Origin of the sequence: Actinomadura scrupuli, from assembly GCF_050971785.1 — a bacterium.
GTDB classification, from domain to species: Bacteria; Actinomycetota; Actinomycetes; order Streptosporangiales; family Streptosporangiaceae; genus Actinomadura_E; species Actinomadura_E scrupuli.
This window is the reverse complement of sequence record NZ_JBPCCU010000003.1, coordinates 406,227-426,481: the sequence shown is the minus strand read 5'-3', so window position 1 is coordinate 426,481 and position 20,255 is coordinate 406,227. Positions and strand designations below refer to the sequence as shown.

Sequence of the window (20,255 nt, the reverse complement as noted above, 5' to 3'; positions counted from 1 at the left end):
CAGCCGCGGCCACGCCGCCCCGGGGCAGGGGCAGGGGCGTTCAGTCCGCTCACGTCGGTCCTCCTCTGCGGTGTGCGGATGCGGGGCGCCCCCGGGTGGGGCGCCCCGCGGGGTTCAGCGGGTTCCCTGGTCGGCGAACCGCTCGATGGTGCCCGCCGTGTCCTTGGTGACGATGGCGGGACCGGTCAGCACGGCCTGGCCGCCACCGAGCACGTTGCCGTTGGTCTTGAGCAGCCACAGCTCGTCGACGGCCTCGTAGCCCTGCAGGTAGGGCTGCTGGTCGACGGCGAACTGGATCGACCCGTCCTTGAGCGCGGTGATCAGTTCCTTGTTCATGTCGAAGGTGGCGATCTTCGCGGTGCTGCCGGCGTCCTTGGCGGAGTCGACGGCCGTCTTGGCGAACGGGGCGCCGAGCGTCAGCACGCCATCGATGTCCTTGCCGGCCTGCAGCTTGGCGGTGATCGACGACTTCACCTGCGGCATGTTGGTGCCCTGCACGTAGAGGTTCTCCAGCGAGCCGCCGAAGGTCGACTTAGCGCCGGCGCACCGGTCCTCGAGGCCGACGTTGCCCTGCTCGTGGATCACGCAGATGGCCTTCTTGAGGCCCATCGTCTTCAGCTCCCGGCCGGCCGCCTCGCCGGCGACCTTCTCGTCCTGACCGAAGTGGACCAGGGCGCCGAGCTTGCCCGACACGTCCGCACCGGAGTTGATGGACACCACCGGGATCTTGGCCTGGGCCGCGTTCGCCAGAGCGCCCTTCATGGCGTCGGGCTTGGCGAGGGTGACGATGATGCCGTCGACCTTCTGGTCGATCGCCGCCTGCACGAGCTGGGACTGCTTGCCGCCGTCGGGGTCGGCGGAGTACAGGAACTGCACGTTGTCCTTGGCCGCCGCGGCCTTCGCGCCCTTCTGGACGATGTCCCAGAAGGTGTCGCCCGGGCCCGAGTGCGTCACCATCGCGATCTTGAGCTTGGGCCCGCCGGCGGCCGCGGGCGCGGACTCGGACTTCTTACCGCCGGAACTGCTGCAGGCGCTGACGGTGAGCAGCGCCGCCAGGGCGGCGGCGGCCAGGCCTGCGGTCCGAGTATGTCTCATCGAGCGTTCTCCTTCTCTGGGGGGTGGGGGTGAAAATTCGGGGGGGTTCAGTCGGCGGTGACGCGGACCGGCCGCCGTTCCCGGACGGCGCGTTCGCAGGCCAGCGCGATCTCCAGAGCGTGCAGGCCCTCCTCGGGAGGGGTGAGGTTGTCCGCGGTCCCTGCGATGACGCGCAGGAAGTGCGCGATCTCGGCCCGGTAGGCGGCGGCGAACCGGCCCATGAAGCCGTCGTGCGCCCCGGCGGGCGCGGGCACGCCCGGCTCCAGGGACACGACCGGCGTGTGGTCGTCCACCCCTGTCGCCAGGGTCGCCTCGGCACCGAAGACCTCCAGCCGGCAGTCGTAGCCCTGGCCGTTGCGCCGCGCCCCGGTCACCACGCCGAGGGCGCCGCCCTCGAACCGCAGGGTGGCCGTGGCGGTGTCGGCGTCGCCGTGGTCGGCGTAGACGGGGTCGACCAGGACGGCTCCGGCGGCCTGCACCTCCGTGACCCGCTCCCCCACGACCCAGGCGAGCGCGTCGAGGTCGTGGATGAGCAGGTCGCGCCAGATCCCGCCGGAGCCCGGCAGGAAGGACGGATCCGGCGGGGTGCGGTCGTTGCTGGTGGACCGGGCCAGCTGGACGCGGCCGGTCCGGCCCGCCGCCACCCGCCGGCGCAGCTCCTGGTAGGCAGGGTCGTACCGGCGCTGGTAGCCCATCATCACCGGGACGTCGTAGCGTTTGAGGTCCTGCACCAGCTCCCTGAGCACCCCGAGGTCCAGCGCGGCCGGCTTCTCGCACAGCACCGGCACCCCGGCCCGGACCGCCTCGCGGATCAGCGCGGGGTGGGTGGGCGTGGGAGTGGCGATGACCACTCCGTCCACCTCGCCGAGCAGCGCCCGCATGTCCGGCCGGACCGCCACCCCGAGGCCGGCGACCGCGGCCGCCCGCGCGGGGTCCCCGTCGGCCGGCACGAGCTCCGCCAGCTCGGCGACGTGGCGGGCGTGCATGACGCCGATCCGGCCGAGCCCGACGACTCCGATGCGCATCGCCCTCACCCCGCGGCCGGGCACGACGGGACCCGTGGCGGGCGGCCGGCGGCCGTCCCGGGCGGGTGCTCGATGATCGACATGTTGTCCTTACAGGTAGGGGCGCTGAGCCCGCCGGTCGCTCTCGTACCGGGCGCGCGACTCCCGGGTGGACGCCAGCTCCGACACCTCGGCGACGGGAACGTCCCACCACGCGTCGCTGCCGGGAGCCGGGGCGAGCGGGTCGGTCTCCACATGGACGACCGTGGTCCGGTCGGAGGCGACCGCCTCGCGCAGCGCGACGCGGAACTCCTTCACGGTGCCGGCCCGCAGGACGTCGGCGCCGAGGCTGGCCGCGTTGGCCGCGAGGTCGACGGGCAGGACGCCGCCGTCCAGCCCGCCGGTCGCGGCGTCCCGGTAGCGGTAGCGGGTGCCGAAGCGCTGCGCGCCGACCGACTCCGACAGGTTGCCGATGGAGGCGAACCCGTGGTTCTGCACCAGGACCACGACGAGCTTGACCCCCTCCTGCACGGCGGTGACGAGTTCCTGGGCCATCATCAGGTACGACCCGTCCCCGACCATCACGAAGACCTCGCGGCTCGGATCGGCCATCTTGACGCCGAGACCGCCCGCGATCTCGTAGCCCATGCAGGAGTAGCCGTACTCCACGTGGTAGCCCTTGGGGTCGGCGGGCCGCCACAGCCGGTGCAGGTCGCCCGGCAGGGACCCGGCGGCGCAGACCACGACGTCCCGCGGCCCTGCCTGCTCGTTGACGGCGCCCAGGATCTCGGTCTGGCCGGGGAGCGGGCCGTGCTCCTGGTCGAAGGCCCGCTGCACGGTCGCGTTCCACCCGGCGGTGAGCCTGCGGGCCTCGGCGCGGTGGGCGTCGGGCACCGACCAGCCGGCCAGCGCCTCGCCCAGCGCGGCCAGGCCGGCCCGCGCGTCGGCCACCAGGCTCTCGCCCGCGTGCTTGACCGCGTCGAAGGCCGTCACGTTGAGGTTGACGAACCGTACGCCCGGGTGGGCGAACAGGCTCCGGGAGGCGGTGGTGAAGTCGCTGTAGCGGGTGCCGATCCCCAGGACCACGTCGGCGTCGCGGGCCAGCGCGTTCGCGGCGGTGCTGCCGGTGGCGCCGATCGCCCCGACGGCGGTGGGGTGGTCCCACGGCAGGGCGCCCTTGCCCGCCTGGGTCTCGGCCACCGGGACCCCGGTGGCCTCGGCGAACGCGCGCAGCTCGGCCGAGGCGCCGGAGTAGACGACCCCGCCGCCGGCGACGATCAGCGGCCGCTCGGCGGTCCACAGCACCGCGGCCGCCCGGGAGAGCGCGGCCGGCTCCGGCACCGGCCGGGCGACGTGCCAGACCCGCCGGTCGAACAGCTCGGCGGGCCAGTCCCAGGCCTCCGCCTGGACGTCCTGTGGCAGGGCGAGCGTCACCGCGCCGGTCTCGGCCGGATCGGTCAGCACCCGCATGGCGGCCAGCAGCGCCGACGGGAGCTGCTCGGGCCGGTTGACGCGGTCCCAGAACCGCGAGACGGGCTTGAAGCAGTCGTTGACCGAGACGTCGTAGGAGCGCGGGTCCTCCAGCTCCTGCAGGACCGGGTTGGCCGTGCGGGCGGCGAAGACGTCCCCGGGCAGCAGCAGCACCGGGATGCGGTTGATCGTCGCCAGCGCCGCGCCGGTCACCATGTTGGTCGCCCCCGGCCCGATCGACGTCGTGCAGGCGAACGTCGACAGCCGGTCGCGCATCCGGGCGTAGCCGACGGCGGCGTGCACCATCGCCTGCTCGTTGCGCGCCTGGTGGTAGCGCAGCTCGTCGCCGGTCTCCTGGGCTTCGAGCAGGGCCTGGCCGATGCCCGCCACGTTGCCGTGACCGAAGATCCCGAAGCACCCGGCGAACAGCCGCTGCTCGGCGCCGTCGCGTTCGGTCCACTGGCGGGCCAGGAATCTGACGATCGCCTGCCCCACCGTGAGTCTCACCGTCGTCATCGTTCCTCCGTCCCGCGTGCGGTGGTCGAGGTCATCGGCAGCCGCGGATCGAGGTCCTGGGCCGCCCAGGTGCCGCGCACCCAGCTGTGCGCTGGATCATCGCAGATCAGCCAGGCCCGTTCGGGCGACGGCCCCGCCATCACGTTGAGGTAGTACAGGTCGTAGCCGGGCGCCGCCATCGACGGACCGTGCCAGCCGTGCGGGATCAGTACGACGTCGCCCGTCCTGACCTCGGCGAGCACGTCGATCGGCCGGTCCGCGGTGCCGTACACCCGCTGGTAGCCCATGCCCCCGCCGGCGACCTCGAAGTAGTAGATCTCCTCCAGCACGCACTCACCGGGGCGTTCGGTGTCGTGCTTGTGCGGCGGGTAGGACGACCAGTTGCCGCCCGGCGTCAGCAGCTCGCACGCGATGAGCTTGTCAGCCGGGAAGGTCTCGGGGGTACAGAAGTTGTTGACCTGGCGGCTGGCCGGGCCGGCCCCGCGCAGCTCCACCCCGACCTTGTCGGCGGGGCCGTACCGGGGCGTCAGGCGGTTGCGGCAGCGGGCGGCGGGCAGCGCGAACCGCCCTCCCCCGGCGCTGGTGACGGTGACGGCGGACTCGCGCGGCACGTAGGCGAAGTCGGTGACGCGGGAGAAGACGTCGGCGCGGCCCTGGAGCTCGAAGGTCAGGCCGTCGCAGGAGACCTCGCATCCGCCGGCCAGCGGCAGCACGAGCAGCTCCGACTCACCGGTCTCGAAGCGGTGCTCACCGCCGGCGGGCAGCTCCAGCACCCGCAGCCCGGAATACCCCCATCCCGCGCTCTCCGGTGTGACCTCGAGGGCGTACGGCCCGGTGGCGGTGCTCGCGGCGGGCAGGTGGTACGTCACCCGAGCACCTCCAGCGCGGCGTCGACGGCACGGATCACATCGTCATCCGGTGGATACAGCAGGGAACGCCCGACGACAAGGCCCATGACCGTCGGCAGGCGCAGCGCCCGCTGCCAGCCGGCCAGCGCGGCGTCCGGGTCGTCGGGCACCTCACCGCCCAGCAGCAGCGCGGGCAGCGTGGACGCCGACATCACTCGTTCCATGTCGGCCACGACCGGGACCTTCAGCCACGTGTGGGCGGAGGTGACCCCGAGCCCAGAGGCGACCGCGATGGCCCGGATCATCGCCTCGGGGGTGAGCACGTTGCGCACCCTGCCGTCGGTCCGGCGCGCGACGAACGGCTCGATCATCGCCATCCGGCCGTGCGCGGCGAGCCCGGAGATCGCCCCAGCGCAGGTCTCCAGGGTGCGCGCGGTGGCCGGGTCCTCGTCGTCGATCCGGAGCAGCATCTTGCCGCCGTCGAGTCCCTGACCGGCGATCTGCGCCGCGTCGTAGGCGGTGAACCGGTCGTCGATCTCGAAGGACGTGCCGGCCAGGCCGCCGCGGTTCATGGAACCGACGACGACCTTCCCGTCCAGCACGCCGAGCAGCAGCAGGTCCTCGATGATGTCCGGGGTGCCGAGCACGCCGTCCACGCCGGGCCGCTCCAGCGCGGCGCACAGCCGCTCCAGCAGGTCGTGCCGGTCGGCCATGGCCTGCGGGCGCGCCCCGGCGCCGAGCGCTCCCCGGGCGGGATGGTCGGCGGCGATGAGCATGAGCCTGCCGCCCGGCCCGAGCAGCGTGCCCCGCCGGGCCCGCCGGGCGGCCGCCTCGGCGATCGCCTGCGGCCGGGACACCCGGGTCTCGACCAGCCCGGCGATCCGGTCGGCGAACGTCCCTGTCATCATGCCTCTGCTCCCCCGTCACCCTGAAACGCCCGTACCTCGTCCGCCGTCGGCATGGCCGCCGAGCAGGCCAGCCGGGACGCCACGATGGCGCCCGCAGCGTTGGCGAATCCTATGGTCCGCCGGATGTCCCAGCCGGCCAGCAGGCCGTGGCAGACCGCTCCCCCGAAGGCGTCCCCGGCGCCCAGGCCGTTGACGACCTGCACCTGCTCGGGCGGCACCTCCACGACCCCGTCACGGCCGGCGGCCAGGACGCCCTTGGGGCCCTGCTTGACGATCGCCAGCTCCATCCCGAGGTCCAGCAGCGCCGCGGCGGCCCGGTGCGGATCCCGCTCGCCCACCGCGATCTCGCACTCGTCGAGGTTGCCGACGGCGACCGTCGCGTGCTCGAGGGCCTGCCGCACGCACCGGCGCGCCGTCTCCGGCGACGACCAGAACATCGGCCGGTAGTCCAGGTCGAGCACCGTGGTGCCCGGGTGCGCCCGCAGCCCGGCCAGCGTGGCCGCCCGGCTGGGCTCCTCGCAGAGCCCGGTCACCGTGGCCCAGAAGATCCTGGCGTCGCGGATCGCGTCCAGGTCGAGCTCCGCCTCCCGGATCTCCAGGTCGGGCGCCTTGGGGAACCGGTAGAAGTAGAGCGGGAAGTCGTCCGGCGGGAAGATCTCGCAGAAGGTCACCGGGGTCGGCAGTCCCTCGACGGCGCTCACGTACCGGTCGTCGACGCCGTACTCGCGCAGCGCCCGGTGCACGAAGACGCCGAACGGGTCCGCGCCGGTCCGGGTGATGACGGCGGTCCGGCGACCGTATCGGGCCGCCGCGACCGCGACGTTCGTCGGGCTGCCGCCGAGGTACTTCCCGAACGTCTCGACGTCCTCCAGCCCCACGCCGATCTGCTGGGGGTAGATGTCGACGCCCACCCGCCCCATGGTGATCACATCGAAGGTCATGCGCTCACCCCGGCGAGACCGGCGAGGAAGGCGACGCTCGCCCGGACGTCGGCGGCGGGACCGGCGCCGGGGCCGGGCTCGGCGCTCAGCACGGTGTCCTGCTCCATGACGTACCAGCCCTGGTAGCCCCCGTCCTCCAGGGCCCCGACGATGCCCGCGATGTCGACGTCGCCCGCGCCGAGGGGCCGGTACATCCCGGCGGCCACGGCCTGGGTGTAGGTGAGCTCCCCGGCCCGGACGCGGCCGGCCAGCCCGGCGTCGACGTCCTTGAGGTGGGCGTGCGCGATCCTGCCGGCCGCCGTGCGGGCCAGCTCCAGCGGATCGGTGCCGCCGATGAGCAGATGGCCGGTGTCCAGGCAGAGCGGGATCCGCGACCCGTCGAGCACGCGGTGCACCTCGTCGTACCGCTCGATGACCGTGCCGACGTGCGGGTGCAGCGTGGCCTGGACACCGCGCCCGGCCGCGTGCGCCGCGATGGCGTCGAGATGCGCCAGCAGCGTCCGCCAGGCCTGCGCGTCCAGCACGGGCCGGTCGTCGTACCCGTCCCGGCCGGTCGCCGCCGCCAGCACGAGGGAGCCTGCGGTCCCGAAGGAGTCCAGCGCGCGGTCGACCTCGGGCAGCGGGTCGTGCCCGGGATCGTGCAGGACGACCGGGACGAAACCGCCGACCGGCTCCAGGCCGTAGGCCGCCAGCAGCGCACCGCGCGCGACCGGGTCGGCGGGCAGGAAGCCGTCCGGCCCGAACTCGGTCGCGGCCAGTCCCAGCTCGCGCATCTCGGCCAGCACCCGGCCGGCCTCGAGCTGGTGGCCCCAGCCGGGCACCTCGCACACGCCCCACGAGATGGGCGCTCCCGCGATCCTGTTCACCGGCGCACCTCGGCGAGCTCGACGGCGCGGCCCTCGTGCCGGGAGATGTCGCAGGCCTCCGCCACGTAGAAGGCCTCCAGCGCCTCCTCGGGCCGGCAGGGGCTCTCCGTGCCGCCCGCGACCATCTCGGTGAAGGCGTGCAGCTCCGCGTCGTAGGCGGCGGCGAAGCGCTCCAGGAACCCGCCGTACGGTGTCCCGCTCGCGCCGCCCTCCAGCGAGGTCAGCGGCGTGTGGGCGTCCAGGCCGGTGACGACGCTCTCCTTCGAGCCCAGCGCCTCGAACCGGACGTCGTAGCCCGCCGCGTTGTAGCGGCTGGCCGAAACGACGGCGATGGTGCCGTCGTCGAGCGTGAGCACGGCGGTGGCCGTGTCGACGTCGTCGCACTCGCGGAAGATCTCGTCACCCCGGTTGGCCCCGGCGGCGACGGCCTGCACGACCTCCCGGCCGGTGACGAAGCGGACCGCGTCGAAGTCGTGGACCGCGCAGTCCCGGAACAGGCCGCCGGAGATCGGGATGTAGTCGCGCGGCGGTGGTGCGGGGTCGAGCGTGCACGAGCGCACCGTGTGCAGCCAGCCGAGCCGGCCGGACTCGACCGCCTCACGTGCCGCGACGTGACCGGCGTCGAACCGCCGCTGGAAGCCGACCTGCACCGGCACCCCGGTCGCGTTCACCGTCCGGACGACCTGGAACGTTCCAGAAATGTCCGGAGCGATCGGCTTCTCACAGAAGACCGGAAGACCCGCCATGACCCCCCGGACGACGAGCTCGGCGTGCGCGTCGGTGGCCGCCGCGACGACCAGACCGTCGAGCCCCGCCGCGAACAGCTCGTCCACGGTGTCGACGGCCTCCGCCCCGACCTGCGCCGCGAGCTCCCGCGCGCGCCCGGCCCGGGTGTCGGCCACCACGAGGGACTCGACCCGGGGAAGTCCGCTCAGCGCCGTCGCGTGCCGGGCACCTATGCGCCCGGCGCCGACCAGCCCGATCCTCATGAATTCCCCTCCGTCTGCCGTCTGCCCGTCCGCTGTGTGTCCCCTGAGTTACGGGGATGTTGCCGGTGCGCTACCGGCGAGGCCCCGAGTCTCGTGGACCGTTCCATCACTGTCAATAGTTTGTCCTGACATCATGAGATACTGTCCCGACCGAAAACAAAGGAGCGATGTGCAGCAGCCCGTGGTGACCGTCGACCGCAACAGCCCGGTGCCGCTGTACTTCCAGGTGTCCCAGCAGCTGGAGGCCGCGATCCGCGACGGAGACCTGCCCGCTGGATCACGGCTGGAAAACGAGGTGGCGCTCGCCGATCGCTACGGGCTGTCGCGGCCCACCGTGCGGCAGGCGATCCAGCACCTGGTCGACAAGGGGCTGCTGGTGCGCAAGCGCGGTGTCGGGACCCAGGTCGTCCAGCCCCAGGTGCGCCGTTCCATCGAGCTGACCAGCCTCTACGACGACCTGGAGGCCGCCGGACGGGAGCCCCGCACCCAGGTCCTGGAGTTCGGCCTGGTGCCCGCCGGCGACGACGCGGGCAAGGCGCTCGGCCTGACGCCGGCCACCCAGGTCGTACGGCTGCGGCGGCTGCGGCTGACCGGGTCGGAGCCGCTGGCCCTGATGACCAACTACCTGCCCGCCGGGCTCCTCGACGTCACCGCGGACGTGCTGGGCCGGCGCGGGCTGTACGAGACCCTCCGCGGGGCCGGGGTCAACCTGCGGATCGCCCACCAGACCATCGGGGCACGGGCCGCCGGCGCAAGCGAGGCGCGGCTGCTGGACGAACGCCGCGGGACACCGCTGCTGACCATGACCCGCACCGCCTACGACGACGGGGGGCGCGCGGTCGAGTACGGCACCCATCTCTACCGCGCCACCCGCTACTCCTTCGCGCTGACCCTCGTGGAGCGCTGACCCTCGCGAAGCGCTGACGGCGCCGGGGTCCAGGAGGGCGCGGTGCGGACTCACTCCCCTTCCGCGGCGGCGAACCCCGCGTTCATGGCGAGGCTCAGCTCGCGTTCGGCGAGCCGGTCGCTGTCGAGCTCGTCGACGACGCGGCCGTGCTGGAAGACCAGCACCCGGTGGCAGAGCTCGGCCAGCTCCATCAGGTCGGTGGAGGCCACCAGCACGATCCGGCCGTCGCCGGCGAGGTCACGGATGATCTCGTGCATCTCGGCGCGGGCCCCGATGTCGACGCCGCGGGTGGGGTCGTCCAGGACGACGACCTGCGGCGAGGCGTCCAGCCACTTGGCGAAGACGGCCTTCTGCTGGTTGCCGCCCGACAGGTCCCCGGTGAGGTCGCCGGGCCGCCCCCGGATGCGCAGCCTGGCCATCTGCAGCCGGGTGCGCTCGAGCAGCCGGCCCTGCCGGGGCATCATCCCGTCGCGGCCGAGCCCGAGCCGGCGCACCGCGGTGACGTTCTCCCACAGCGCCTTGTCCAGCATCAGCCCGCGGCCCCGGCGGTCGCCGGAGATGTAGGCGACCCCGGCACCCACGGTGTGGCGCAGGGAGCGCGGCGCGCCGCCGCCGGGCAGCCGGACCGTTCCGGCGGCGGGCGGGATCTGCCCGCAGACCACCTCCAGCACGGCGAGGTGGCCGGCGCCCTGGAGCCCGGCCAGCCCGACGATCTCCCCGGCGGGCGCGTCGAGGGACACCTCCGTGAGCCTGCCCGGCACGGTGACGCCGCGCAGCTCCAGGGACGGGCCGCCGTGCACCGCGCGGGCGCGCCGCGCCGCCACGGGGGCGGCGGGCCCGGCCGCGCCGAGCATCGCGGTGACCAGCGTGTCCAGGCCGACCTCGGCGATCGCCGCGCCGCCCAGCACGATCCTGCCGTCGCGCAGGACGCTCACCCGCTGGGCGACGCGCATGACCTCTTCGAGGTAATGGGAGATGTAGAGCACGGCCAGCCCGCGCTCCACCAGGCGCCGGGTCGTCTCGGCCAGCCGGAACGCGGCGTCCCCCGGCAGCGCCGAGGTGGGCTCGTCGAGGATCAGCACCCGGGCTCGGTCAGCAGCGCCCGGCAGATCTCCAGCAGCTGCCTGCGCCAGGTCCTCGCGGGCGGCCTGGTCCGGCACACCCCGCGCACCATCGTCATGCCGGGGCTGCTGCGCCGGGATCTGGCCCGCACCGTCGAGCGCGGTTACGGGATCAACCGGGAGGAGACGGAGGTCGGCGTCTCCGCGGTGGCCGCCCCCATCCTGGACCACCGCCGCAAGGTGATCGCGGCCATCTCGATCACCGGCAACACCCGGCGCCTCGACCTGGAACGGCTCGCCCCGGCGGTCCGGACCGCCGGGCTGTCCCTCTCGCGGGAACTGTCCCAGGCCACCGCCCGGGGAGCCCTCGTCATGTGAACGCCTCCGCCGAGGAGGTCCTCGACCGACTCGCCGGGCAACGCGCATATCGGTTGTCAGGGATTCCCTGACGAGCTAGCCTGTCAGGGACATCCTGACACCTGAGGAGTGTGCTGTGACACCGCCTGACCCCCTGGCCGAGCTCGCCCGGTGTTCCTTCTGCGGCAAGCCGGACACCAAGGTCGACAAACTGGTCGCCGGCCCTGGTGTGCACATCTGCAACGAGTGCGTGGCTCTCTCCGCGTCGATCATCGACGGGAGCCTCGGTAGCCCCCCGAGACCGCGCATGCCCGTCTGGGAGTCGTTGACGGACGGGGAGATGCTGAGCCACATTCCGCGCGTCGCCGCGCACATCGACCAGGCCGAGGCCGACCTGCGCTCGTGGGTGCAGGAACTGCGCCGGCGCGGCGTCACCTGGGTCAGGATCGGCGAGGCTCTCGGCATCACCCGGCAGTCCGCATGGGAGCGGTTCTCCGGCGAGGAGTGACACGACCCAGGCGACCCGCCGCATCCCGTGGTCTTCTATGCGGGAAGGATGGCGGCGGGGCGCGTCACCTCATCTCGCGTCCCGCCGCCTCCCACGTGAGGACCGCACGGGTGGCCTATTGCCCGGCCTGGAGACGAAGTGCCGCCCTGGCAGCCTGCTGTAGCTCCTCGTAGCGCCTCGTCACCGGGGCCACGAGGTCGCCGTGGGTGATGAGGTACCGCTCGCCGCTGAGCAGCGCGTCGATGACCCTGCTCGCGGCCTCGTCGGGCGGCACCGGGTTCTGGACCATACCGGGGTTGCTCGCGACCATCGCTTCGTAGTCCTCCCGGTCCCCGACCGGCCGGCGGAGGTGGTCCGGCTGGGCGGTGGCGCTGGTCTCCAGGTGCCGCGACATCATGCCGGAGGGAAAGAGGATGGAGACCGAGATGCCATCCGGGGCGAGTTCGAGGCGCAGGGTCTCGGCCAGGCCCATGACGGCGAACTTGCCGGCCTGGTAGGCGGCCATCCGGCTGGCGGGATCGAGCACCGACGAGGAGGTGGTGAAGGCGAGGCGGCCGTGCGGGGCCGTCCTCAGGAGCGGGACGAACGCGCGGGCCGTGCGGGCGGAGCCGATGACGTTCACATCGAGGACCCACCGCCATTCGTCGTCGGTGAGGCGCTCGACCGCACCGAAGAGCTGGACACCGACGTTCGACACGACGAGGTCGGCCCGCGTGAACCGATCGGCGACGGCCTTGGCCGCGGCTTGCACCGTACTGTCGTCCGCGACGTCGACGGCCAGCCCGAAGGCGCCGGTCCCGTGTCTTCGCGCGAGCGCCGCCGCCTCGGCTTCGGCCCGCTCACCGTCGAGGTCGAGCAACGCCACGCTCATGCCGCGCTCGGCGCACCGCGTCCCCAGCGCCAGCCCGAACCCCGATGCGCCGCCCGTGATCACCGCGACCTCCGCAGCCTGGTCGCCAGAGCTCATCCGCCAGCCTCCCTTGCGTCGACGTACGGTTTCCTCGCCCGGAGCGGGGGCTACTCGGCGGCCGGGATCAGGTCGAGACGGAGGCGCGTGAGCTTAGACGAGGTGATCTGCCAGGCGCCGCCGGTCTTCTCGTACGTCTCGTGATAGTGGCCGTAGCCGCGGAGCTCGGTGCCGTCCGCCCACTGGATCAGATCCTGCATCGCCCAGACACCCGTCGCGGTCGTCGCCGAGGTCAGCTCGATCTCGGGCATGTGGCCGTGGTGCACGGTGGGCTGGTCGGCGAGCACCTTCTGGAGGAACGTGATGAACGCGTCGGCGCCCTCGATGACGCCGCCACCTGAGTCGACCGTGTCGATGACCACGTCGTCGGCGAGGACGCGGCGCATCCCCGCCCAGTCCTTCGTGTCCATGGTCCGGAAGTAGCGGGCCTTGAGCTGTTTGATCGCTTCGATGTCGTCCACGGCACGGCCTCCGTATCAGTCCCCGGGTGGTGACGGCAGGATCATGGTCGGCACCGCCCGGCTAGACCCCTGATCTGAGGACCGAACCGGCGGTGATGAGGGGCAGCTCGTCCACCGTCACCAGGCCCGGCGCGGCGGCGACGACCGCGGGGATCGCGTTGACCGCGGGGTTGGCCGTGTGGGCGTGGTAGTCGATGGCGTCGTCGGTGTCGAGGTACTCCACGCGCATCCGGATGCCGGGCACGCCGACGATCTCCACGCGGTGTCCCTCGTCGATGGGCCAGTTGGGTTCCATGGCGTCACCGAGCCGCCACAGCAGGCCGATCTCGATGAGCGGCCTGCCGCCGACGATTCCGGACCAGGTGCCGTTGATGCCGCAGACCGTGCCCTTGGGGATCTGCATCCATCCGAGGTCGATGTCCTGCGTGGCCACCCCGAGCTCACGGGTGTAGTCCACCTCGTCCAGCTCCACGCCGACGGCCTTGGCCATCACCTCGACGGCGTCCATGAAGACCAGCTGGCGCAGGCGGGCGAACTCGCCGATGCCCGGGGTGTCGGGGGTCTTCCCGAAACCGAGCGCCGACCAGGTCTCCGCCGACTCGTAGGAGGAGCAGTCCGCGGCCTCGAAGATGGAGATGCGTTCCAGCTCCCGGCAGGCGGAGGCGGCGGTGAGCGCGATGGCGCCGATCAGCCCGGGGCTGATGCCCGTGCCGTAGACCGAGACGCCGCCGCGCCGGGCGGCGTCGTGCAGGCGCTCCATCTCCTGCTCGCCGTAGGAGTGGCCGGTGATGAAGTTCGCCGTGGAGATGACGTTGATGCCCGACTCCAGCAGGCGCACCATGGCGTCGACGTCCCAGATCAGGGGCATGTACAGCACCACGTCGGGTTTCAGGGCGACGATGTCGTCGATGTCGGCCGTCGCGGTGATGCCCAGCGGGTCCGTGCCGAGGAGTTCGCCGACGTCCTTGCCGGCCTTCTCCGGACTCCACGCGTAGCAGCCGACCAGTTCGAGCCCGGGGTGCTTGAGCACGCCCCGCACGGCGGCCTTGGCCACGCCGCCCGTCGTCCACTGAACCACTCGGATCGCCATGCGGATGCTCCTTCGCGTATCGAGCCAGCGGTGCGCCCGGCCGACGTCCATCCGAACTTAGGCCTCGAATCTGACCCCGGTCAACATTTGGCCACTCGTGGGGCTCGGTAGACTGTGTGGTGTGCAAGAGAATGCGCCGACGTCCCGACCCGATACGGGTGCTGACCACGGTCAGCGCCGGGCCAACCTGACGCAGTCACGTTCCCGTGAGACGAAGCGCTCGCTGGTGCAGGCCGCGATCGCGCTGTGGCGGACCAAGGGGTTCGCGGACACCACGGTGGCCGACATCTGCCAGGCCGCCGGGGTCTCCAAGGCGCTGTTCTACTTCTACTTCCCGCGCAAGGAGGACGCCCTCTTCGAGGCCGGTGTGCTGTCCACCCGGGAGGCGCGGCGCAAAGGGCGTGAGCTGGTCGCCAAGCCCTACGACCTGCCGGAGGTGATCGTCGCGGTCCTGGCCACGCTGGAGCAGACGATGCGCCGCAATCCTCCGGAACTACTCATCGAGACCACCCTGGAAGGCCACCGAGCAGAGCACCGGGCCCTGGCGGAGGGCCACTCGGACGAGCACCACGCGACCAGGTTCCTCTTCCTCGAGCTGCTGGAGCGGGCCCAGGCGGACGGCAAGCTCCCGCCCGGCCTGGACGTGCTGCACCTGGCGCGTGTCGCCCAGTCGCTCATGGAGGCCGGCACCCGGCACTGGGCCGCCGGCGAGTACGGGGATCGCGGCTTCGCCGAGGTGGTCGGCCGCGACATCGCGGCATTCGTGGCCGGCTACAGCCAGATCGGACCCGGGGAACCGCCTAGCGGCGCTTGAGCCCCGACGCGAAGTCACGCCAGGCGCCGGCGGAGAAGACCAATACGGGACCCCCGGGATTCTTGCTGTCCCTGACGGCAACGGCACCGGGGAAACGGGCGGCCTCGACACATGCCCCGCCGTTGTCGGCGCTACGACTCGACTTTCGCCACCTGGCCTCGTTCAGGTCCACTGTTCCTCCCGAATTCTCCGAATGACCTCTAGGGATTGGTCCACGGGGAGTGCTCGGGACCGGATCTTTTCAAACGATTCACTCAGAGTTCGAATGTCCTCGCGGGCACCAGTCGTGATGCCGCGAGCAGCCGTCTCCAAATACCCTATATCGCTGCCATCGTCCAGAGTAGCGAGGATGAACATCCCTCTGATCCCGGGGTGGACCACCCCGTTCGGCACCACCTGAACACTGATGCGGTCCGATATGGAGTCCATCAGGTGGTCCAGCTGACCCCGCATCACCTCGCGGCTGCCTATCTGCTGATACGAGGCATTCCTGGAGATCACACATACCAGCAGGGGCGGAGGGGGGTCTTGCCTGGTAAGGATGTCCTGACGACTCATACGTGCAGCCACTGCCGCCTCGTCTCCGTACAACAGGGCACGGGCGTATTCGTCCGTCTGGAGCAGGCCGTGGATCACCGTGGGCTCGAAGCTTCGCAGCACCTCGGCCCGCGCTTCGTACGCGGGCCAGTCGAACCATTTCGGGTAGACGATCGCCTTGACCAGGAGATCCCAGAGGTGGGTCAGCGCCTCTCCGGTGCCGAGTGCGGCGTCGGCGCGTTCGGCGAGGAGGCGGTCGCAGCGGGACTTGCCGTGCTCGGTCTCGCTGATGGTGGAGGCCGAGTAGTTGATCTTCGTGCCGAACTGCGTGATGTTCAGTCCGGCGGCCTGCCGGTACATGCGCAGCATGGAACCGAAGACGGCCAGGCCGGAGCCACCGCCGGTCAGCGGTTTGGGACGTCCCGCCATTGGTCCGGCTCCTGTCTGCGCGCGCCATTCTTCGGCATGTTTCGTTGATCATCTCTGCGTCCGGTGTTCGTACGCTCCGCCACCGATCGGCTACTGCGAGTATGCCGAATTGGCCACCATGACGTCAGGCCAATCGAAAATGCCAGTGAGGAGCGATCTCCGGTGTCAGAGCCCGTGTGCCGTGACGGCATTCAACTCGCCAAAGTGCGGCTTCCCGTTTCGGCGACCAGCCCGCGGGCGGCCCGTGACCTCGTCGGCATCATGGCCGCACAATGGGGACTTCCGGACGAGCTCGCATTCGCCGCCCGGCTGGCGGTGTGCGAACTCGTCACCAACACCCTCCTCCACTGTGCGGGAATGCCGGGCAGCACGGTATTCGTGATCGTCAGCCGTCACGGCGCCATGTTCCGAGTGGAGGTCCACGACGGTTCCGGCGGGTCACCCCGGATCCGTCATCCCCGTGATACGGAAGAGACCGGCCGGGGGCTGATGCTCGTCTCCGAGATGACCGATGAATGCGGGCATCACCCGACCGCGTTCGGCAAGGCCGTCTGGTTCGCCATCAAGACGCACTGGCCGCTGGATCATTCTGCCCGGCAGTCCGGCGCTCATTCGTGATCGCCGATATGAGTACGGGCTACTCATGTTCGCGCTGCCGGCGACTGTCAGCATCGCCGCAGAGGGCGACGGCGGCGTGGGCTGCGACGGTCCCGGGCCGGCCCTCGACAGCGCTCAGGAAGGATCCATCGATGCCCGGATTCACTCGCACCGTACTGGCCCTGCCCTTCGCCGTCGGCAGCGCCGTACTGCTGGTCATCGGCTCCGCCGTTCCCGCGTCCTCGGCGGCATCGGGGCGGGCGCCCACGATCGGGTATCACGTGCTGATCGGTAACCGGTACAGCCAGAAGTGCCTGGAGATCCTCGGCTACAGCAGGGATAACTTCGCGCCGGCCGGTCAGTGGACCTGCCACGGCGGCAACAACCAGCTCTGGAACTACAGCACCTCGACCGGCCTCATTCAGAACGTCCACAGCGGCAAGTGCCTGGAAGTCCTCGGCTATGACCGCGCAGACGGTGCGCGGGTGGGGCAGTACGACTGCTACGGCGGCTCGAACCAGGTGTGGATCATGAACTGGACCAACGGGCTGATCGGCAACACCTTCAGCGGCAAGTGCCTGGAGATCCTGGGCTACAGCCGGGACGACTTCGCGCCCGCCGGTCAGTGGACCTGCCACGGCGGCGCCAACCAGCAGTGGAGCTGGCCGGGCTGATGCCCCGCCGCGACCGGTTGTCCACGGGTCACTCGCTCCCTCCGCTGAGGGCCGCGTCGACCCACCGGGCGGCCTGGAGACCGTTCTCCTCTTCCTTCGGGCCGTCGTAGTCGAGCGTCACGACGTTCTTGTCACGCCGGAACAGCACCTCGATCCGGCCGCTCGGCGTGCCGTTGACCTGGCCGGTTCGCTGATCGTCGGAGTACGCCTCGCTGCCGATGCCGGAGGCGGGGCGGCTCCGCGCGGACGCGTGGTTCTGGAGGTCGTGGAGGGCCGCGGCGGCCTGCTCGTCCTTGGTGAAGCTCTGCAGGCGGATGGTCAGAGCCGCACCGCCGGACGGCGCCTTCCACTCGCACTCGGCTTTGTCCACGGTCGGCGTCTTCTGTGTCCCGGGGACGAGCGTGCGGAGCTGGTCGGTGGTGAGCAGGGTACAGGGATCCGCGGTCAAGCCGGTCGCGCCGGTCGCGCCTCCGGAGCCTCCGGAGGGGATCGAGCTCACGACCCAGATCAGTACTCCGGCGAGCACGACGGCCGCCGTCACCACCGCCGCGATCCGGATCGGCCGGGCGCCCCATGCCCGCCGCGAGGCCGCCGGCCCGGCCGGACGTTGGGCGAGTTGCGCGCCGGAGGCGAAGCCGGGCCTGGGTCCGCTGAGCCAGCCGGGGACCGGCCCGATCTCCTTCTGGTCCGGCTCCCCGAGCGGCCGGGTGGCGGGTACGGGCGTGGTCTCCGCAGCGGGCGGCTCCCACCGGGTCCGCTGGCCGGAAGGCCGGGACCGCGACCCGGCAGCCGGGCCCGGATCTCTCCCGATGGCCGCGAGACGCCCGGCCGCGGTCGGGGCGTCCATGCGAACGCCGGGATCCCGGGCGAGCAGACCGATGATCACCGGGCCGAGCTCTCCGGACCGCCGGGGCGGTGCCGGATCCCCGGTCAGCACGGCCGACGAGATCATCATCGGCGTGTTCCCCTCGTACGGGGGGCGTCCCTCGACCGCGGTGTAGAGCACCGCGCCCAGCGACCACAGGTCGGAGGGCGGCCCCGCCGCCTGGCCGGCCAGGCGCTCCGGAGCCATGTAGCCCGGCGTGCCGATCAGCAGGCCCGTGCCGGTGAATCGGAGGTCGCCTTCGATGGTGGCTATCCCGAAATCGGTCAGCACGACCTGCCCGTCGTCGCCCAGCAGGACGTTGGCGGGCTTGAGGTCGCGATGGACGATCCCGTGGCCGTGGACGGCCTGCAGCGCACCGAGCAGCGCCTCACCGATGCGCGCCGTCTCGGCGACCGAGAGCGCGCCGGCGTCCTGAAGGTGATCGTCCAGCGAGCGCGCCCGGACGTAGTCCATCACGATCCAGGGATGACCGTCCTCGATGACCACGTCGTGGATCGTGACGACCGCGGGATGGCGGACCTGCGCCGCGGCACGGGCCTCGCGGAGCGCCCGCCCACGGGTGGCGGCGAGCTGCTCCTCGTCCAGGCCCTGCGGCAGCAGGATCTCCTTGACCGCGACCTCACGTGCGAGGAGCTGATCGCGTGCCCGCCAGACGGCGCCCATCCCGCCGCGACCCAACCGGTCCAGGATCTGGTAGCGCCCGGCAAGGACCCGTGCACCCGGCTGTGACATGGCCGGGACGATACCGTTTCCCGCCCGGTGAAGACCACGCGAGCACGGTCCCGTCCCACGTGCGCGGAGCCTACCCAGGCGATCGGTCCCACACGACCCTCCGGGGGGCGGCAGGCCCGATGCCGAGGAACCACCCGGCCGATGCGCCGGACAGCAGGACGGCCGGGTGGTGCGCCGGCTAGAACGGGTGGGCGTATGGGTTGTCCCTCACCCGATCGTAGATCGCGCGCAGTCTCGGCTGGCGGACCTCGAGTAGCCGCGCGAGCGTGTAGAGGAACACACCCCAGTCGGGCCGGAACGGCTCGTACGGCAGTGGTGGCGGCGGATCGTCGCGACGGATGCCACCGGGCAGTGCGCCCGGAACGGGCCTTCGATCGTGGTGGAAAGCCAGGTACATCCACACGTCGGCGACCAGCGGCACCACGTGTGCTGCGCCGGCATGTGGCCATGTCTCGCCGGTCTGCGGATGTTGCGGGACCAGGGCGATATCGGTGGGAGCCGTGGATAGACCTGGCCCGGCCAGGGCCAGGTTCATCGCCGATGGTCCGGGCGGGAGCAGAGTGCCAAGCGTCCGGCGAAACGTCTCGGCGACAGGGCCGTCAGGCACTGCCACCGGTGTACCGGCCGATACCGCCAGCAGGCGGGCCACCGCCGCGGCGACCGCCGCCTCCCACAGCGGGCTCCACGCCCCGGACTGCTCGACCGGTGGTAGGCCCGGCCGTTCCTGCCGCAGTGTCTCCCAGGCGAGCACCCGACGAGCGGAACCATCGCCGCTGAGGCGACGCACGGCCCGTGGGTCCAGCCACACCGCCTGCCAGAACGAGCAGTCGTCGATGCGGGTCGCCACCGCCAGGCCACACCGCGCACACGCCAGGTTCGGACCGTCCCGGCCGTCCAGCCCCAGGCAGTAGCCGTCGCATCGCCCAGGGATCAGGACGGTCCCGCGGACGTCACCCGGCGCGACCACCACCGCTCCCCGCGGCCCGAACGACAGGGAATGTACCGGCGCGTACACGCCGCAGGTTTCCGCTTCGTCCGCGCCGACCTCGGCCCACGGACGCCACGGCGGACCGGAGGATTCCGGATTCACCGCGTATGTCCCGGGCTCCATGAGCGCGGCGAGCAGCTCATGACCGTAGGTCTGCTGGGCATGGACGGGAAGCGCGACCTGCGACACGGGCGCGGTCAGCACGCCACCGCACCCCGCACACGCGAACACGGTCATACGCTCTCCCACGCCTCGGCACCCTGCTTCATCCGCGCTCGGATCAGCCGACCCGCTCGACCTGAACATGGCGGTGTGGGTGCCGCTGGCACTGGGCCGGGCGGTACGACCGGGAACCACCAGGAGGCCACGTTCGGCGAATCCCGCGATCGTTCCGGAGAAGCACAGGGGCAACGGTAGGTCAGCGACGGCCTGGCGGCGACCCTTTTCTTCCGCCGGTCAGCACGCGATCGGTTTCGCTCGGCGGCGTGGTCCAGATACCTGCGGCGCCTGGGTTCGTGGCCGGTGCGGGCGCTCGGCCGCTCACTACGGATGCGGGCAAGGGCCTGGGAGATCCTGAGGCGAAGTGAGACGTTTGTCCTGTGGGGAAGGG

22 protein-coding genes are annotated in these 20,255 nt (G+C 71.8%); 6 read left to right on the top strand and 16 right to left on the bottom strand.

The features are described 5' to 3' along the window. Positions 1 to 114 precede the first annotated feature (114 nt). The 8 genes from ACRYCC_RS16195 to ACRYCC_RS16160 all read right to left on the bottom strand — a co-directional run bounded on the left by ACRYCC_RS16195 (position 115) and on the right by ACRYCC_RS16160 (position 8,637). Entirely contained in the window at positions 115 to 1,095 is a 981-nt protein-coding gene (locus ACRYCC_RS16195) for a sugar ABC transporter substrate-binding protein (RefSeq protein WP_433812848.1), read from the bottom strand. 47 nt (positions 1,096 to 1,142) lie between these two features. Beyond that, a complete protein-coding gene (locus ACRYCC_RS16190; RefSeq protein WP_433812847.1) occupies positions 1,143 to 2,120 on the bottom strand; it encodes a Gfo/Idh/MocA family protein in 978 nt (325 codons plus the stop codon). A 90-nt stretch (positions 2,121 to 2,210) separates the two neighbouring features. Then, positions 2,211 to 4,085 (bottom strand): 3D-(3,5/4)-trihydroxycyclohexane-1,2-dione acylhydrolase (decyclizing), encoded by a 1,875-nt coding sequence (gene iolD / locus ACRYCC_RS16185; RefSeq protein WP_433812845.1) that lies wholly within the window; start codon positions 4,083 to 4,085, stop codon positions 2,211 to 2,213. Next, positions 4,082 to 4,954, bottom strand: a complete 873-nt coding sequence (gene iolB / locus ACRYCC_RS16180; protein WP_433812844.1) for a 5-deoxy-glucuronate isomerase — start codon at positions 4,952 to 4,954, stop codon at positions 4,082 to 4,084. The genes iolD and iolB overlap by 4 nt, the downstream gene beginning before the upstream one ends. Next, positions 4,951 to 5,841, bottom strand: coding sequence for a Cgl0159 family (beta/alpha)8-fold protein (locus ACRYCC_RS16175; RefSeq protein WP_433812842.1), 891 nt, complete (start codon positions 5,839 to 5,841; stop codon positions 4,951 to 4,953). The genes iolB and ACRYCC_RS16175 overlap by 4 nt, the downstream gene beginning before the upstream one ends. Next, complete coding sequence (gene iolC, locus ACRYCC_RS16170) at positions 5,838 to 6,782, bottom strand: 5-dehydro-2-deoxygluconokinase (protein WP_433812840.1); 945 nt, start codon at positions 6,780 to 6,782, stop codon at positions 5,838 to 5,840. Before iolC ends, ACRYCC_RS16175 begins: the two co-directional genes overlap by 4 nt. Further along, positions 6,779 to 7,648, bottom strand: coding sequence for a sugar phosphate isomerase/epimerase family protein (locus tag ACRYCC_RS16165; RefSeq protein WP_433812839.1), 870 nt, complete (start codon positions 7,646 to 7,648; stop codon positions 6,779 to 6,781). The genes iolC and ACRYCC_RS16165 overlap by 4 nt, the downstream gene beginning before the upstream one ends. Further along, on the bottom strand, positions 7,645 to 8,637 hold the full coding sequence (locus tag ACRYCC_RS16160) for a Gfo/Idh/MocA family protein (protein ID WP_433812837.1): 993 nt from the start codon (positions 8,635 to 8,637) through the stop codon (positions 7,645 to 7,647). The genes ACRYCC_RS16165 and ACRYCC_RS16160 overlap by 4 nt, the downstream gene beginning before the upstream one ends. 169 nt (positions 8,638 to 8,806) lie before the next feature. On the opposite strand from ACRYCC_RS16160, the gene ACRYCC_RS16155 reads away from it, so the two are divergent. Next, positions 8,807 to 9,544 carry a GntR family transcriptional regulator gene (locus tag ACRYCC_RS16155; RefSeq protein ID WP_433812835.1) on the top strand — a complete coding sequence of 246 codons (738 nt, stop codon included), beginning with the start codon at positions 8,807 to 8,809 and terminating at the stop codon, positions 9,542 to 9,544. Between the two features lie 50 nt (positions 9,545 to 9,594). Here the strand turns inward: ACRYCC_RS16155 and ACRYCC_RS16150 are convergent, their stop codons facing one another. Then, positions 9,595 to 10,704: an ATP-binding cassette domain-containing protein gene (locus ACRYCC_RS16150; protein WP_433812833.1), complete on the bottom strand. Its 1,110-nt coding sequence runs from the start codon at positions 10,702 to 10,704 to the stop codon at positions 9,595 to 9,597. 18 nt (positions 10,705 to 10,722) lie between these two features. Here ACRYCC_RS16150 and ACRYCC_RS16145 point away from each other — a divergent pair, with 18 nt between their 5' ends. Together ACRYCC_RS16145 and ACRYCC_RS16140 are read left to right on the top strand one after the other, a co-directional pair. Then, positions 10,723 to 10,983 carry an IclR family transcriptional regulator domain-containing protein gene (locus ACRYCC_RS16145; RefSeq protein ID WP_433812832.1) on the top strand — a complete coding sequence of 87 codons (261 nt, stop codon included), beginning with the start codon at positions 10,723 to 10,725 and terminating at the stop codon, positions 10,981 to 10,983. Between the two features lie 115 nt (positions 10,984 to 11,098). Continuing rightward, on the top strand, positions 11,099 to 11,470 hold the full coding sequence (locus ACRYCC_RS16140) for a ClpX C4-type zinc finger protein (protein WP_433812830.1): 372 nt from the start codon (positions 11,099 to 11,101) through the stop codon (positions 11,468 to 11,470). A gap of 115 nt (positions 11,471 to 11,585) precedes the next feature. On the opposite strand, the gene ACRYCC_RS16135 is transcribed toward ACRYCC_RS16140, so the two are convergent. The 3 genes from ACRYCC_RS16135 to ACRYCC_RS16125 form a co-directional block, all read right to left on the bottom strand. Then, positions 11,586 to 12,437 (bottom strand): SDR family NAD(P)-dependent oxidoreductase, encoded by an 852-nt coding sequence (locus ACRYCC_RS16135; protein WP_433812828.1) that lies wholly within the window; start codon positions 12,435 to 12,437, stop codon positions 11,586 to 11,588. 50 nt (positions 12,438 to 12,487) lie between these two features. Beyond that, positions 12,488 to 12,898 (bottom strand): nuclear transport factor 2 family protein, encoded by a 411-nt coding sequence (locus tag ACRYCC_RS16130; RefSeq protein ID WP_433812826.1) that lies wholly within the window; start codon positions 12,896 to 12,898, stop codon positions 12,488 to 12,490. A 61-nt stretch (positions 12,899 to 12,959) separates the two neighbouring features. Further along, the gene (locus tag ACRYCC_RS16125) at positions 12,960 to 13,988 is read right to left on the bottom strand and encodes an NAD(P)H-dependent amine dehydrogenase family protein (RefSeq protein ID WP_433812824.1); all 1,029 of its coding nucleotides are present in this window, start codon (positions 13,986 to 13,988) and stop codon (positions 12,960 to 12,962) included. Positions 13,989 to 14,109: 121 nt separating this feature from the next. On the opposite strand from ACRYCC_RS16125, the gene ACRYCC_RS16120 reads away from it, so the two are divergent. Next, on the top strand, positions 14,110 to 14,802 hold the full coding sequence (locus ACRYCC_RS16120; RefSeq protein ID WP_433812822.1) for a TetR/AcrR family transcriptional regulator: 693 nt from the start codon (positions 14,110 to 14,112) through the stop codon (positions 14,800 to 14,802). Here the strand turns inward: ACRYCC_RS16120 and ACRYCC_RS16115 are convergent. Both ACRYCC_RS16115 and ACRYCC_RS16110 read right to left on the bottom strand, forming a co-directional pair. Beyond that, positions 14,789 to 14,974, bottom strand: a complete 186-nt coding sequence (locus ACRYCC_RS16115) for a DUF397 domain-containing protein (protein ID WP_433812820.1) — start codon at positions 14,972 to 14,974, stop codon at positions 14,789 to 14,791. The genes ACRYCC_RS16120 and ACRYCC_RS16115 overlap by 14 nt on opposite strands. Beyond that, positions 14,965 to 15,768, bottom strand: coding sequence for a helix-turn-helix domain-containing protein (locus tag ACRYCC_RS16110; RefSeq protein WP_433812818.1), 804 nt, complete (start codon positions 15,766 to 15,768; stop codon positions 14,965 to 14,967). The genes ACRYCC_RS16115 and ACRYCC_RS16110 overlap by 10 nt, the downstream gene beginning before the upstream one ends. Before the next feature lie 174 nt (positions 15,769 to 15,942). Between ACRYCC_RS16110 and ACRYCC_RS16105 the strand changes: the two genes are divergently transcribed. Then, on the top strand, positions 15,943 to 16,386 hold the full coding sequence (locus ACRYCC_RS16105) for an ATP-binding protein (RefSeq protein WP_433812816.1): 444 nt from the start codon (positions 15,943 to 15,945) through the stop codon (positions 16,384 to 16,386). Positions 16,387 to 16,517: 131 nt separating this feature from the next. Continuing rightward, the gene (locus tag ACRYCC_RS16100; RefSeq protein WP_433812814.1) at positions 16,518 to 17,039 is read left to right on the top strand and encodes an RICIN domain-containing protein; all 522 of its coding nucleotides are present in this window, start codon (positions 16,518 to 16,520) and stop codon (positions 17,037 to 17,039) included. Positions 17,040 to 17,067: 28 nt separating this feature from the next. Here the strand turns inward: ACRYCC_RS16100 and ACRYCC_RS16095 are convergent, their stop codons facing one another. Together ACRYCC_RS16095 and ACRYCC_RS16090 are read right to left on the bottom strand one after the other, a co-directional pair. Beyond that, the gene (locus tag ACRYCC_RS16095; protein ID WP_433812812.1) at positions 17,068 to 18,657 is read right to left on the bottom strand and encodes a serine/threonine-protein kinase; all 1,590 of its coding nucleotides are present in this window, start codon (positions 18,655 to 18,657) and stop codon (positions 17,068 to 17,070) included. Between the two features lie 178 nt (positions 18,658 to 18,835). Beyond that, positions 18,836 to 19,882 carry a hypothetical protein gene (locus tag ACRYCC_RS16090; RefSeq protein WP_433812810.1) on the bottom strand — a complete coding sequence of 349 codons (1,047 nt, stop codon included), beginning with the start codon at positions 19,880 to 19,882 and terminating at the stop codon, positions 18,836 to 18,838. Positions 19,883 to 20,255 lie beyond the last annotated feature (373 nt).

Excerpts from the sequence above, each read along its gene's own strand:
- ACRYCC_RS16195 (WP_433812848.1), bottom strand. The coding sequence starts at position 1,095 with ATGAGACATACTCGGACCGCAGGCCTGGCCGCCGCCGCCCTGGCGGCG.
- ACRYCC_RS16190 (WP_433812847.1), bottom strand. The coding sequence starts at position 2,120 with ATGCGCATCGGAGTCGTCGGGCTCGGCCGGATCGGCGTCATGCACGCC.
- iolD (WP_433812845.1), bottom strand. The coding sequence starts at position 4,085 with ATGACGACGGTGAGACTCACGGTGGGGCAGGCGATCGTCAGATTCCTG.
- ACRYCC_RS16175 (WP_433812842.1), bottom strand. The coding sequence starts at position 5,841 with ATGATGACAGGGACGTTCGCCGACCGGATCGCCGGGCTGGTCGAGACC.
- iolC (WP_433812840.1), bottom strand. The coding sequence starts at position 6,782 with ATGACCTTCGATGTGATCACCATGGGGCGGGTGGGCGTCGACATCTAC.
- ACRYCC_RS16160 (WP_433812837.1), bottom strand. The coding sequence starts at position 8,637 with ATGAGGATCGGGCTGGTCGGCGCCGGGCGCATAGGTGCCCGGCACGCG.
- ACRYCC_RS16145 (WP_433812832.1), top strand. The coding sequence starts at position 10,723 with ATGCCGGGGCTGCTGCGCCGGGATCTGGCCCGCACCGTCGAGCGCGGT.
- ACRYCC_RS16135 (WP_433812828.1), bottom strand. The coding sequence starts at position 12,437 with ATGAGCTCTGGCGACCAGGCTGCGGAGGTCGCGGTGATCACGGGCGGC.
- ACRYCC_RS16125 (WP_433812824.1), bottom strand. The coding sequence starts at position 13,988 with ATGGCGATCCGAGTGGTTCAGTGGACGACGGGCGGCGTGGCCAAGGCC.
- ACRYCC_RS16110 (WP_433812818.1), bottom strand. The coding sequence starts at position 15,768 with ATGGCGGGACGTCCCAAACCGCTGACCGGCGGTGGCTCCGGCCTGGCC.
- ACRYCC_RS16100 (WP_433812814.1), top strand. The coding sequence starts at position 16,518 with ATGCCCGGATTCACTCGCACCGTACTGGCCCTGCCCTTCGCCGTCGGC.
- ACRYCC_RS16095 (WP_433812812.1), bottom strand. The coding sequence starts at position 18,657 with ATGTCACAGCCGGGTGCACGGGTCCTTGCCGGGCGCTACCAGATCCTG.
- ACRYCC_RS16090 (WP_433812810.1), bottom strand. The coding sequence starts at position 19,882 with ATGACCGTGTTCGCGTGTGCGGGGTGCGGTGGCGTGCTGACCGCGCCC.